Origin of the sequence: Oceanobacter sp. 5_MG-2023 (assembly GCF_030548165.1) — a bacterium.
Lineage (GTDB): Bacteria > Pseudomonadota > Gammaproteobacteria > Pseudomonadales > Oceanobacteraceae > Oceanobacter.
Genome location: NZ_JAUORS010000028.1, coordinates 1 through 12959, shown reverse-complemented (window position 1 = coordinate 12959; position 12959 = coordinate 1). Strand labels below are relative to the sequence as shown.

General features: G+C 53.8%; 9 protein-coding genes and 1 tRNA gene. 7 read left to right on the top strand and 3 right to left on the bottom strand.

Annotated features, from left to right (window positions below):
- The first annotated feature begins 23 nt into the window (after positions 1-23).
- The 5 genes from pepN to Q4551_RS14785 all read left to right on the top strand — a co-directional run bounded on the left by pepN (position 24) and on the right by Q4551_RS14785 (position 8577).
- A complete protein-coding gene (gene pepN, locus Q4551_RS14805) occupies positions 24-2669 on the top strand; it encodes an aminopeptidase N (protein WP_303434647.1) in 2646 nt (881 codons plus the stop codon).
- A 49-nt stretch (positions 2670-2718) separates the two neighbouring features.
- The gene (locus Q4551_RS14800; RefSeq protein ID WP_303434646.1) at positions 2719-4098 is read left to right on the top strand and encodes a DUF1329 domain-containing protein; all 1380 of its coding nucleotides are present in this window, start codon (positions 2719-2721) and stop codon (positions 4096-4098) included.
- A 253-nt stretch (positions 4099-4351) separates the two neighbouring features.
- Positions 4352-5512, top strand: coding sequence for a YCF48-related protein (locus Q4551_RS14795; protein WP_303434645.1), 1161 nt, complete (start codon positions 4352-4354; stop codon positions 5510-5512).
- A 2-nt stretch (positions 5513-5514) separates the two neighbouring features.
- The gene (locus Q4551_RS14790; protein ID WP_303434644.1) at positions 5515-7995 is read left to right on the top strand and encodes an RND family transporter; all 2481 of its coding nucleotides are present in this window, start codon (positions 5515-5517) and stop codon (positions 7993-7995) included.
- A 195-nt stretch (positions 7996-8190) separates the two neighbouring features.
- Complete coding sequence (locus Q4551_RS14785) at positions 8191-8577, top strand: carboxymuconolactone decarboxylase family protein (protein WP_303434643.1); 387 nt, start codon at positions 8191-8193, stop codon at positions 8575-8577.
- Between the two features lie 125 nt (positions 8578-8702).
- Here Q4551_RS14785 and Q4551_RS14780 read toward each other — a convergent pair whose 3' ends face one another.
- Positions 8703-8927: a hypothetical protein gene (locus Q4551_RS14780; RefSeq protein WP_303434642.1), complete on the bottom strand. Its 225-nt coding sequence runs from the start codon at positions 8925-8927 to the stop codon at positions 8703-8705.
- A gap of 22 nt (positions 8928-8949) precedes the next feature.
- A complete protein-coding gene (locus Q4551_RS14775) occupies positions 8950-10131 on the bottom strand; it encodes a Na/Pi symporter (protein WP_303434641.1) in 1182 nt (393 codons plus the stop codon).
- A 329-nt stretch (positions 10132-10460) separates the two neighbouring features.
- On the opposite strand from Q4551_RS14775, the gene Q4551_RS14770 reads away from it, so the two are divergent.
- Both Q4551_RS14770 and Q4551_RS14765 read left to right on the top strand, forming a co-directional pair.
- Entirely contained in the window at positions 10461-11333 is an 873-nt protein-coding gene (locus Q4551_RS14770) for a MoxR family ATPase (RefSeq protein ID WP_303434640.1), read from the top strand.
- 2 nt (positions 11334-11335) lie between these two features.
- On the top strand, positions 11336-12514 hold the full coding sequence (locus Q4551_RS14765; protein WP_303434639.1) for a VWA domain-containing protein: 1179 nt from the start codon (positions 11336-11338) through the stop codon (positions 12512-12514).
- Between the two features lie 168 nt (positions 12515-12682).
- Here Q4551_RS14765 and Q4551_RS14760 read toward each other — a convergent pair.
- Positions 12683-12768 (bottom strand) — tRNA-Leu (locus tag Q4551_RS14760).
- Positions 12769-12959: the final 191 nt, after the last annotated feature.

Sequence of the window (12959 nt, the reverse complement as noted above, 5' to 3'; positions counted from 1 at the left end):
CGACTTCAGAAGGAAAAATATCCATGCGTGATGCCCAACCCCAAAGTATTTACCTGAAAGACTATTGTCAGCCGGAATACTGGATCAACCAGACGGAACTGACGTTTGAGCTGCAAGAGGATGCCACCGTTGTGACCGCGGTATTGACGCTCGAAGCCAATAACGCCGGCAATCAGTCCGGTGTGCTGGAATTACAGGGTCAACAGCTGGAGCTGCTGCAACTGGCGCTGGATGGCACCACGCTGGCGGCGGATGCCTACACTGTGACCGACGATTCATTAACCATCACCGGTCTGGCACAACAGCACCAGCTGAGCATTGTGACGCGTATTGATCCGGCAGCGAATACCGCGCTGGAAGGTCTGTACCGCTCCGGTGGCATGTACTGTACCCAGTGTGAGGCGGAAGGGTTCCGCCGTATTACCTATTATCTGGATCGCCCGGATGTGATGTCGGTGTTCACCACCCATATTATTGCCGACGGCGAGCGTTACCCGGTAATGCTGTCGAACGGCAACTGTATCGCGGACGAAACCCTGGCCGACGGTCGCCGCCAGGTAAGCTGGCTTGACCCACACCGTAAACCGGCCTATCTGTTTGCGCTGGTGGCGGGAGACCTGCTGCACAAGGAAGACCATTTCACCACCATGAGTGGTCGCGATGTCACCCTGAGAATTTTTGTTGAACCACAGAATATCGACAAGACGGAATATGCGCTAGACGCACTCAAGCGTTCCATGCGCTGGGACGAAGAAGTCTATGGTCGTGAGTACGATCTGGATATCTTTATGATTGTGGCCGTGGATGACTTCAATATGGGCGCAATGGAAAACAAGGGCTTAAACGTCTTTAACTCCTCCTGTGTACTGGCCAACCCGGCCACTGCCACCGATGCCGCTTATCAACGTATCGAAGCCATTGTCGCCCATGAATACTTCCACAACTGGTCGGGCAACCGGGTAACCTGCCGCGACTGGTTCCAGCTCAGCCTGAAAGAAGGGTTTACTGTGTTCCGGGATGCCAGCTTCTCGGCGGATATGCACTCCGCCACAGTCAAGCGTATCGAAGATGCCCGTATGGTGCGTACGGTACAGTTTGCCGAAGACGGCGGCCCGATGGCGCATCCGGTACAGCCGGATTCCTTTATTGAAATCGCCAACTTTTATACCGTAACCATCTACGAAAAAGGCGCAGAAGTGGTGGGTATGATCCACAAGATCCTCGGAGCCGACGGTTTTCGCAAAGGGTCGGATCTGTATTTCGAGCGCCATGATGGTCAGGCCGTCACTATCCATGATTTTGTTGCTGCCATGGAAGATGCCAACGGTATTGATCTGACTTTATTCAAGCGTTGGTACAAGCAAGCGGGTACGCCAGTGGTCAGCGCGGAGGTTGACTATCGTGCCGACGAGCAGGCCTTATACCTGACCTTGCGTCAGCAATGCCCGGACACCCCGGGACAAACCAACAAACAGCCGATGTGGATTCCGGTACAGCTGGGTCTGCTTGATGCCAATGGTCAGGATTTGCCGGTACAGGTGACCCCCTCGGTGAACGCCGCGGGTATGGAAACCTGGACTGCAGCCAGCCAGGTGCTGCACTTGACCGAAGCCGAGCAAACCTTTGTGTTCTCCGGGCTGGAGAGCCAGCCGGTACTGTCGTTATTCCGTGACTTCTCGGCACCGGTCAAGGTCGAGTTTGAACAAAGTGCGCAAGACTTGTTGTTCCGCCTGCAGCATGACAGTGATGGGTTCAACCGCTGGGACGCCGGTCAGCGTCTGATGCTGGGCTGGATCGACCAGGCCCGTCTGGATGAATTTGAACTGCCGGAGGACGCTCGTCAGGTGATGGCCGAACTGCTGTCTGACGATACTCTTGATCCAGCCATGGTCAGCTACCTGCTGACCTTGCCGTCAGAAGCCTATATTGCTGAGTTCAGCGATCAGGTTGACCCTCATGCGATTCACCTTGGCCGTCAACGGGTGCGTCTGGCGATGGCGATGGCGCTGAACGAACAGTTTGCTGCCTGCTATCAACGTCTGCTCAGTCATGCCGAATATCAGCCAGAGCCACAACAAATGGCCGCCCGCACGCTGAAAAACCTGGCGCTGAGTTACTGGAGCGTAGCGTCCGATGCCGGAGTTCGTCAGGCATTGGCGCAGTTTGGCAGTAGCGACAATATGACCGATCAGATGGCGGCGTTGCAGGCCCTGATTTGCAGTGGTGATGACGAGCTGGCACAACAGAGCCTGGAAGCGTTCTACCAGCAATGGCAAAACGATGCGCTGGTGGTGAACCAGTGGTTATCGGTACAAGCCGGTTCTGCCGATCTTGGTACACTCAGTCGTATCCAGCAGTTGCTGGAGCACGAAGCCTTTGACTGGCGTAACCCGAACAAGATTCGCTCTGTGATTGGTGCTTTTGCCAATCAGGCGCTGTGTCACTTCCATGCTCAGGATGGCAGTGGTTATCGCTTGCTGGCGGATGCCGTTATTCGTCTGAATGCCACCAACCCCCAGATTGCCTCACGCTTGCTGACACCATTAACCAAATGGCGACGCTTGGTACCGGCACTGTCGGAACAGATGAAAGAACAGTTGGAACGGGTTGCGGCGCAACCAGACCTGTCCCGTGATGTGTATGAAATCGTGAGCAAAAGCCTGGCCTGACCCGCCAGGCGCTGCGTTGTTGTCTGAGTGATGCTGGAGGATGTCCTGTTTGTGGCGCTGGTGGTTATTAACATGGCCGTTATGGGGGTGGCTGACGCCGGGAGTCCAGGCGCTTGAGGTCAGTTATCCTGCGGATTATCTTGCTGCCGAGCTGGACGATGCCGCATTGGCCATGCGGCTGGAACGTGCCGGCAGCCTGTCGGAGCAGTTAACCCCGCTGGGAGCCACTCGAGCCGGTAACGGCACCGATATCCCGGACTGGCGGGGAGGCTTGCGCATGCCACCGCTGGGTTATCAGCGGGCAGGGCAGCCTCATATTGACCCTTTTGCCGGAGAATCCGCGTTGTTTCGGATCGCGGCAGGCAATCTGCCAGACTATCGTTCTTTTGTAACTCCGGGCCTGCAGGCTCTATTGGAACGTTATCCCGACAGTTTTTATCTGCCGGTTTATCCTTCTCGCCGTACCGCGGCTGCACCAGATATGGTGTACGAACAAACCTACCAAAACGTTATTCGGACCGAAACCAGTCGGGATGGCCCCGGGTTTTATTATGCCTGGGGAGGCATTCCGTTCCCGATACCGGACAGTGGTGTGCAAGCCATCTGGAACCATGCCGCTCGCTGGCAAGGGGAGCAGCTCCAGGCGCAATGGCGTGAGATACAGGTATCTGGCCAGCACCGGCAAGCTATCCGTTGGCGGGTGCAAGAAAACTACCTGTATTACTGGCAGCGATCGCGTTGTTTCTTGCCTCTGTCACAGTGTGAACCGGACCGGCGTACTGGTCATACCGAACGCAAAAACATGACCTTGTTCCAGCGCCAGTGGAGCGCTATCGGAGCCGGGCTGTTACGGGTCACGGATCAATTGAAAGTAAAAGAAGGGCGAGAGTATGGCTATCGTCGTCAGCAAGGTGCCTGGCCGGATGGCTGGGACCCGACCCTGCGGGGGACAGAAGACATTACCTTGTTCAGTGGTTCATCGCAGTCATATCACTGGTTGCTGTTGGGTAAACGCGAGCTGTATATCCCTTACAACAATTACCGTTTTGAAACCCTGGGTGATGACACCTTGCTAGGGCCGGGGCATTTGGCCAGCTCCGCCCTGCGGTTTGAAAAACATCGTGTCTGGGTGGTGGACGGTACCTTGAAAAAAGGTGCCAGTAACCGTTATCGCAAACGGGTCTATTATATAGATGAAGACAGTTGGCAGATTGCTCTGGCGGATTTTTATGGGGCCGATGGCCAGTTACAACGGGTCGGTCTGGGGCTGCTGAAAAGTTTCTATGAGCTGCCGGGGGTACTGTCGGCGGCGACTGTGATTCATGACCTTTCGAGTGGCCGCTATAGCATCACCGGGTTGGAATCCGGTCAGGACGACGTCCGGCGATTTGATCTGCCGGTTGAGGTAATCAGGGTCGACGCCGATTGACTTGCCATCCGGGTGGATGAACCCGGCGAACGACCGCATTCGCGACTATTCTTGTTGGCACTAGAGCCGCTACGCCAGGCATCAATCAGCCCGGATTCGGGCTGGTCTGGACTGTTATTGAATGCGCTACTGTATTGGCAAACTCTTCAAGGCATGCGATTATCCAAGTATTAGGATATAGAGTTGTTCCTTTTGTTCACATAAAGAGCTGCTTGCCTGTCCCATCAACATCATAATAATAACGGAGTTCTTGATGCGTCTGATCAAGGCATATTGCTTTATGGTCACCCTGTCTCTGGTGACCACGACCGCATTGGCACAATGGGTCGATCCCTTGCAAACCCCCGCGCAAACCAGCGCAAAAGCCCATACCGCCTTACTGCTTGATATCACCCAGGCCGGTGAGCGGCTGGTGGCAGTGGGGGCTTTTGGTCATATCCTGTATTCCGATGATCAGGGAGCGAGCTGGCAACAGGCACAAGTGCCTGTCAGCGTGACCCTGACCGCTGTGAGTTTTGCCGATGCACGCCATGGCTGGGCTGTCGGCCATGACGGCATTATATTGGCAACCGAGGATGGCGGTCTGAACTGGCGCAAGCAGCTGGATGGTTTTGTTGCCAACGACGCCATGGTTGAAGCCTCTGAGCGTTTGTTAAGTCAGGCGGAAGCAGCGCTGGCCAGCCTTGAAGAGACTGACGAGCGCGACGAAGAGGCACTCGAGGAAGCCGAAATCGTGCTGGAAACCGCCATGTTTGCGGTTGAAGACGCTGAGTACGATGTGTCGATTGGCTCAACCAAGCCGTTACTGGACGTGCTGTTTCTTGATGATAAGCATGGTCTGGCCGTCGGGGCTTACGGGATGGCGTTTGAAACCCATAACGGCGGTGACAGCTGGAGCGAATTTACCTCGCGCTTGCCATTAACGGAACGTTCTCACCTGAACAGCCTGACCCAGGCCGCGTATGGCCAATTGTTTATTGTTGGCGAAATGGGATTGATCCTGACATCCACGGATAACGGTGACAGCTGGCAAGCACTGGAGTCCCCTTATGATGGCTCACTGTTTGGCATGATCAGCAGTGCGAATCAGCTGACCTTGATGGGGTTACGAGGCCATCTGTTTCAATCAACCGATGCCGGGGCACACTGGCGCGAATTAGCGCTAGATAATGAACAGACCCTGTTTCAGGGCCTGGCTATGGATAACGGTAGCCGGGTACTGGTCGGTAATTCAGGCACCGTGATATTACTGGATAATCAGGCTACTCAAATCATCAACCTGGCAGGCCGCAAGGGGGTTGCCGCATTGGCCGCCGTCGAAGAGGGGTTTGTGCTGGTGGGTGAAGTGGGTATACAGCGTATTAATCGTCGTGGTGAGCTGATCAGCGCTGCCCGAATTGTGGAGGCGCAGTAATCATGACCCAGAAACATCATTATTCGACCGAGCCGGAACACTTTATTCTGTCGCCAGAGACAGAGCCCTTGTTAGAGCGAGTGTTGTTTAACAATCGCTCGCTGGTGTTGATGGTACTGACACTGCTGACGCTGGTGTTTGCCTTTGGCCTGACCCAGATCAGGCTGGACTCCAGCATCGAAAAATACATTCCGCTGCAGCACCCCTATATCCAGAATTATCTGGTGCATAAAGATGATATGAAAAGCGGCATGGCCAATATCAAGATTGCCGTGGCCGCCGTCGATGGCGATATTTTTGACGATGCCTATCTGCAAACGCTGAGTAAAATCAACGACGATGTCTTTTTTGTGACTGGTGTTGACCGCTCCGGCATGCAGTCGTTGTGGACACCCAATACCCGCTGGACCGAAGTGACCGAAGAAGGCTTTCAGGGTGGCCCGGTGATTCCCGCCAATTATGACGGCAGTCCGGCCAGTATCGAACAAGTACGCCAGAATATTCTCAAATCAGGGCAGGTGGGCCGTCTGGTCGCCAACGATTTTGTGTCTACGGTGATCGATGTTCCGCTGCTGGAGCGTGACCCGGAAACGGGAGAAAAGCTTGGTTATCAGGCGCTGTCGCACCAGCTCGAAGAGCGGATTCGCGATCACTACCAGTCCGACAGCATTCGCATTTACATCACCGGCACGCCCAAAAAACTGGGTGACTTGCTTGATGGTGCCGTGTCCATTGGTTACTTCTTTCTGGCAGCGATGCTGATGACGGCAGTGTTGTTGTATCTGTATTCCCGTTGCCCCAAAGGCACGCTGGTGCCGATTGCCGCTTCGCTGATTGCGGTGGTATGGCAGCTGGGAGCACTGGCGCTGCTGGGGTTCAGTATCGACCTGTATTCGGTGCTGGTGCCGTTTCTGGTGTTCGCCATCGGTATCAGTCACGGCGTGCAGCTGATCAATGGCATTGCCATTCATTCCGGCCAGGGGCTGGACAAGATGTCGTCGGCACGTCAGGCCTTTCGCGGTTTGTATGTGCCGGGTATGTTGGCGCTGCTCAGTGATGCGATGGGTTTTCTGACCTTGCTGTTTATCGATATCGGCGTGATTCAGGAACTGGCCATTGCGGCCTCGGTCGGGGTTGCCATGATCATCGTGACCAACCTGGTACTGGTGCCGATTGTGATGTCGTACATTGGCATCAGTCCCGCCGGTATTGCCCAGGCGCAAAAGGCCGAAAAAGCCAATCCGGTGATCTGGCAATGGCTGGGTCGTTTTACCGATAAACGCTACGCCGTTACGGTGCTGTCGCTGACCGTGGTGCTGGGGGCGTTTGGCGTGTATTACAGCCAGGATCTGGAAATTGGCGACCTGGACAAGGGCGCGCCGGAACTGCGGGCAGACTCGCGCTACAACCTCGATAACGACTTTATGGTAGCCAGCTATTCCACCAGTTCGGACGTGATGGTGGTGATGGCCGAAACCCCGATCGAGATGTGTAACACCTTCAAGGTGATGGATGTGCTCGACCGGTTTATGTGGCGTATGGAAAACGTACCCGGCGTACAGTCTGCCTTGTCGCTGGTCACGGTCTCCAAGCTGGTGACCAAGGCGATGAATGAAGGCAACCTTAACTGGTACGCCCTGTCGCGCAACCAAACCATTCTGAATACCTCCATCCAGCGGGCACCGGGTGGGCTGCTGAATGCCGACTGCTCCATGGCTCCGGTGATTATCTATCTGAACGACCACAAGGCGGAGACGTTACAAACCGTGGTGGATGCGGTGGAAGCCTTCAAGTCAGAATACGACGATCAGGTGGACGAGATGTACTTCGGTATGCGGGCCGACGCCATTCAGGATGCCATTGCCGAAGGCAAGATAGATGCAGTGCCTATGCGCCTGCAGCTGGCCTCCGGTAATGCCGGGATCGAAGCCGCCACCAACCAGGTGATCGCCGATGCGCAAGACACTATGCTGATTTTTGTGTATGTGGTGGTGTTTAGTTTGTGTCTGCTGACATTCCGCTCGTTGACTGCGGTCGCCTGTATCCTGCTGCCATTGGCGCTGACTTCGATACTGGGGCAAGCATTGATGACCTGGCTGGGAATTGGCGTCAAGGTCGCCACGTTGCCGGTGATTGCTCTGGGAGTAGGGATTGGCGTTGACTATGGCATCTATATTTACAACCGACTGGAGGCGCTGCTGATTTCTGGCCTGTCGCTGAAGGATGCCTATCTGGAAACCCTGCGTTCTACCGGCAAGGCGGTCAGCTTTACCGGCGTGACGCTGGCGATCGGTGTGGCTACCTGGATGCTGTCACCGATCAAATTCCAGGCTGATATGGGCATCCTGCTGACCTTTATGTTCCTCTGGAACATGCTCGGTGCTCTGGTATTGCTACCTGCACTGGCCAGCATGTTACTGAACCCGGAAAAAATCCGGGAGCGGCACCAACGCGTTCACCAAAGCGTACCACCTGCGGTGTAGGGTGCTCGTTATGTCTGCCAGACCTCACTCGGGTTGCCCGTCAGGGCGATCCGTGGCCACCTGCTCCGGTGCGGCAATCCATGTCGTACTGGTGTGAGGTCTGATCTTCTGGCCTTATTGTTCTGGGAATCTTCTTTCCTGATAATCTGACGCTCTGATACTTATCACCGTTTTACGACTGGCAGGAGAATGTTTATGTCGGAACAGAGCAAGGCGAATGGTCTCAAGGTACGGACCGAAGTTATGGGGGCAGATTTTGTCCAGCGGGCGCAGCAAAATACCACAGCGCTGACGGAGCCTTTGCAGGATTGGATTAACGAACATGCCTGGGGGTCAACCTGGCAGCGTGATGGTTTGCCGCGTAATGTACGTTCGCTGGTTACGATTGCCATGCTCACGGCGTTAAAGTCGCCGGCTGAGTTAAAAGGCCATATTCGTGGGGCGTTGAATAACGGCTGTACGCCGCAGGAAATTCGTGAAGTGTTGCTGCACAGCTTGCCATATTGCGGAGCGCCAGCGACTCAGGAAGCCTTCAGGGCGGCGGCAGAGGTATTGGACCTGTCGGCCTTTGAAAACGACTGACACGTCTGTCAGCGGCCACTGGCCACTATATGAGAGCCAGGCAGCGGATGATGGCTGTGTTGACTGGTTGGGCGTGAGTGGGGACACCCTGGGCGCTGCCTGAAAGGGCAGCGCTTACCAATGGCTCAGGGTTTCTTTCCCAGCAGGGTACGAAACTCTTGCACCACGACAGGCCAGAAAGCGCGCAGGCTGTCGTATTCGTGATCCACTGCTTGCAGATACTCATCAAGATGATCAACGGCTTCGTGCTGTTCTGCCAATTCCACTGCAGCAAGGCGGGTTTTTAGCTCCGCCAGACGCAGTTCCATTTTTTCAATTTTACGCTGTAATTCTTGTTTGTTTTCGCTCATAGCCAACTCTTTTAAATGCCGATTAAATACCCAGTAACTGGCAGCCACCAATCAGCACCAGAGGTGTTACAAAAAATATTCCCAAAATATAGACACCAACATAGATTTTGTTGGCAGAGGCAGCAATGGACAAGTGTTCCGCAGCCCACAATGGAATGTTACGCAATAAGGGAATACCGTAAATCAGTATAACAGCGGAAACATTATAAAGCAGATGAACCAAGGCAATTTGCAGCGCAAAAATAGCATTGACTCCAGTAATAGCGGTCGCTGCCAGCAGAGCAGTGATACAAGTACCAATATTGGCACCGAGAGTAAATGGGTAGATTTGGCGCAGGCTGAAAACACCACTGCCGGCCAGCGGCACAATCAGGCTGGTGGTGGTTGAGCTGGATTGCACCAGAATGGTCATCAGGGTGCCGGAAGCAATACCGGATACCGGGCCACGACCAACAGCAGAGTGTAAAATCGCCTTGGCCTTACCAACCAGCAAGGAGCGCAACAGTTTGCCAATCAGGGTGATCACCACAAAAATGGTCGCAATACCCAGAACCACCATCAGGATGCCAGAGGCGGTATCAGGTGCCAGGGAGGTCAGTTGTTGCTGGATAAAGGTCACCGGAGGTTTGACCAGCGGTTTGACGAAGTTAAAGCCATGCATCGACAGGGAGTCGGCTCCAACCATCAGGGAAGCGAGAAACCCTCCCATCTTTTCCAGCACTCCAAACATGATTTCCAGTGGCAGGAATATCACGACCGACACCAGATTGAAAAAATCGTGCACGGTGGCAGCGGCAAAGGCGCGGCGGAATTCATCACCCTTGCGGACATGACCCAGGCTTACGATGGTGTTGGTGATTGTTGTACCAATATTGGCGCCCATCACCATGGGAATAGCGATGCTGACTGGCAAGCCGCCGGCAACCAGGCCAACGATAATAGACGTGACGGTACTGGATGACTGAATCAAGGCGGTTGCAATGGTACCAACGATCAGGCCGGTCAGCGGGTTGCTGGCAAAATCGAACAGTTCTTTGGCGTGCTCTCCGGCCGCCAGTTTGAAGCCACCTCCAATAATGGAGACAGAAACTAGCAATAAATAAACAAGACCGGCAATTTTAAGCCAGTTCAGCCAGTGGCTGCTCGGAGAGAGCTGGCTGTTGCTCAGCTCAGGTGATGACGCGTTTGCAGTCGTATCGTTCATACAGAGATGGCTCATCCGGTTGGTTTTATGCGGGTACAAACAAATCGAGGATACTCCCCGACAATTATGACATTTTTATGACAGCGTCATCGTTGGACATTAGGCACAATCATAGTGATAGGGTGATCTGGCCCTATTGCAGGTAACGGTTTTTTGCTTTGTGATGTTTAACCATATGAAATTGTTCTGAAAACTATCCAGGCCAGTACTTGTTGGATGCTGATCAGGGGTATTCACAGCAGGGTTGATAATTTTCATGAGTGATAGCGAGACTTTTTAATAGAGGCAGGTGTTTTATACTGCGATGTCTGAAACCCCGGAGAGTTCGCATGACTGATGTACATTCTAGTCCCACGAGTAGCCGCTTTAAAGGGACAAGCGACTATATTGCTACCCCACAGCTGCAAATGGCGGTCAACGCCGCGATCACACTGCAAAAACCCTTGCTGCTTAAAGGTGAGCCGGGCACCGGCAAAACCATGCTGGCGGAGCAGTTGGCCGATGCCCTGGGCACCGAACTGATTCAATGGCACATCAAAAGCACTACCCGGGCGCATCAGGGCCTGTATGAATACGATGCGGTGTCGCGGCTACGGGATTCCCAACTGGGTTCCGATCAGGTGCACGATATTCGGAACTACATCGTCAAGGGCAAGCTCTGGGAAGCTTTTGCCGCCGACAAGCCGGTGGTGTTACTGATTGACGAAATCGACAAGGCCGATATCGAATTCCCCAACGACCTGCTGCTGGAACTCGATAAAATGGAATTTTTTGTTTACGAAACCCAGGAAAAAATCGTTGCCAAACACCGGCCGATTATTCTGATTACCAGTAATAACGAAAAAGAACTGCCCGATGCTTTTTTGCGGCGTTGTTTCTTCCACTATATCGACTTCCCTGATCGCGACACCATGCAGCGTATCGTCGATGTGCATTTTGACAACATCAAACAGGAGCTGGTACAGACGGCACTGGATGTATTCTTCGACCTGCGTCAGGTACCAGGCTTGAAGAAAAAGCCGTCAACTTCTGAAATGATCGACTGGCTCAAACTTCTGCTGGCCGACGACATTGGTCTGGATGCCCTGCAAAACAAACAGGGAACTCAGGCAATCCCACCGCTACACGGCGCGCTGGTGAAAAATGAACAAGACGTACAACTGTTAGAAAAACTCGCCTTTATGAGCCGCCGCCGGAGCTGATTGTGCTGATTGATTTTTTCCAGACCGTTCGTGCCGCCGGTGTTCCGGCTTCGGTGCGGGAATACCTTGATCTGTTGCGGGCGTTGCAGCAAGGGCTGGTGTTTGCCGATGCTGACGAGTTCTATGCATTGGCCCGGCTTTGTCTGGTCAAAGACGAAAAATACTACGATCGTTTTGACCGTGCCTTTGCTTCCTATTTCAGTGGCCTGGAATCCTTCTCTGGAGCACTGGAGGAACTGGACTTGCCCGATGACTGGCTGCGCAAGGAGCTGGAGCGGGTGATGACCGAAGCCCAGAAAGCCGAAGTGCAGGGGCTGGGCAGCCTCGATAAAATCCTTGAGGCCCTGCGGGAGCGACTGGAAAATCAGACCAAACGTCATCAGGGAGGCAGCAAGAACATCGGCACCGGTGGTACCTCGGCCTTTGGTGCATTCGGCTATAACCCTGAAGGCATCCGTATCGAGCAGGGCGAAAGCCGCCATCGCAAAGCTGTTAAAGTGTGGGAAGAACGCAACTATCGCAATCTCGACGACAGCATTGAACTCGGCATTCGTAATATCAAAGTGGCTCTGCGTCGTTTACGCCAGTTTGCCCGCCAGGGAGCCGCTGACCAGCTTGACCTCGACGACACCATTCGCTCGACGGCCCAGAATGCCGGTTATCTGGATCTGAAACTGGTGCCCGAACGTCATAACGCCGTCAAGGTGTTGCTCTTTTTTGATGTTGGCGGTTCCATGGATGAACACATTCGTGCGTGCGAAGAACTGTTTTCTGCTGCCCGTGCTGAGTTCAAGCATATGGAGGGGTTCTATTTTCATAATTGCGTGTACGAATCCGTCTGGCGTAACAATAACCGTCGCCATCAGGAACGTATCAGCACCTGGGATGTACTGCATAAATACGGCAGTGATTACAAGGTTATCTTTGTTGGTGATGCCAGCATGGCCCCTTACGAAGTAACCCATGTGGGCGGTAGCGTCGAACACTACAATGACGAAGCCGGTGCGGTCTGGCTGCAACGTATTACTCAGCGGTTTCCCCATGTCGTTTGGCTGAATCCAACACCACAACGATGGTGGGGGCCTTATGGCTCACTCGGAATGATTCAGCAGCTGATGGAAAATCGAATGTATCCGCTGACGGTTGAAGGTATTACCGCCGCCATCAAAGAGCTGACTTGAGTCCGTTGCTTGGGGCCATTAATGGTATCGTGTCGGCGTTTATTGTCGAGGAGTGATGTGTGACAGGCGTGGGGTAGCCAAGCGTAGACAAACACTGGAAAACAGACAATAAAAAACAAGGACAATACGTAAGAAGAAAATCAAGACAGTCCGGATTCGGACAAAGGATGGTGCCCAGGGGGAGACTCGAACTCCCACGAGCATAGCTCACTGCGACCTGAACACAGCGTGTCTACCAATTCCACCACCTGGGCATTTTTATTGACTGGTTATGTCCAGTCCCGGAGTTACTGTTCCGGCCAGTGTTTCCTGCATCTTGCTGCACCGTTATTTTTACAGGGTAACGACAGGGTCATTACTGAAAAATAATGGTGCCCAGGGGGAGACTCGAACTCCCACGAGCATAGCTCACTGCGACCTGAACACAGCGTGTCTACCAATTCCA

What these genes read in the sequence shown, in the direction of transcription:
- pepN (WP_303434647.1), top strand. Translation starts at nt 24, where the DNA reads ATGCGTGATGCCCAACCCCAAAGTATTTACCTGAAAGACTATTGTCAG.
- Q4551_RS14795 (WP_303434645.1), top strand. Translation starts at nt 4,352, where the DNA reads ATGCGTCTGATCAAGGCATATTGCTTTATGGTCACCCTGTCTCTGGTG.
- Q4551_RS14790 (WP_303434644.1), top strand. Translation starts at nt 5,515, where the DNA reads ATGACCCAGAAACATCATTATTCGACCGAGCCGGAACACTTTATTCTG.
- Q4551_RS14785 (WP_303434643.1), top strand. Translation starts at nt 8,191, where the DNA reads ATGTCGGAACAGAGCAAGGCGAATGGTCTCAAGGTACGGACCGAAGTT.
- Q4551_RS14780 (WP_303434642.1), bottom strand. Translation starts at nt 8,927, where the DNA reads ATGAGCGAAAACAAACAAGAATTACAGCGTAAAATTGAAAAAATGGAA.
- Q4551_RS14775 (WP_303434641.1), bottom strand. Translation starts at nt 10,131, where the DNA reads ATGAACGATACGACTGCAAACGCGTCATCACCTGAGCTGAGCAACAGC.
- Q4551_RS14770 (WP_303434640.1), top strand. Translation starts at nt 10,461, where the DNA reads ATGACTGATGTACATTCTAGTCCCACGAGTAGCCGCTTTAAAGGGACA.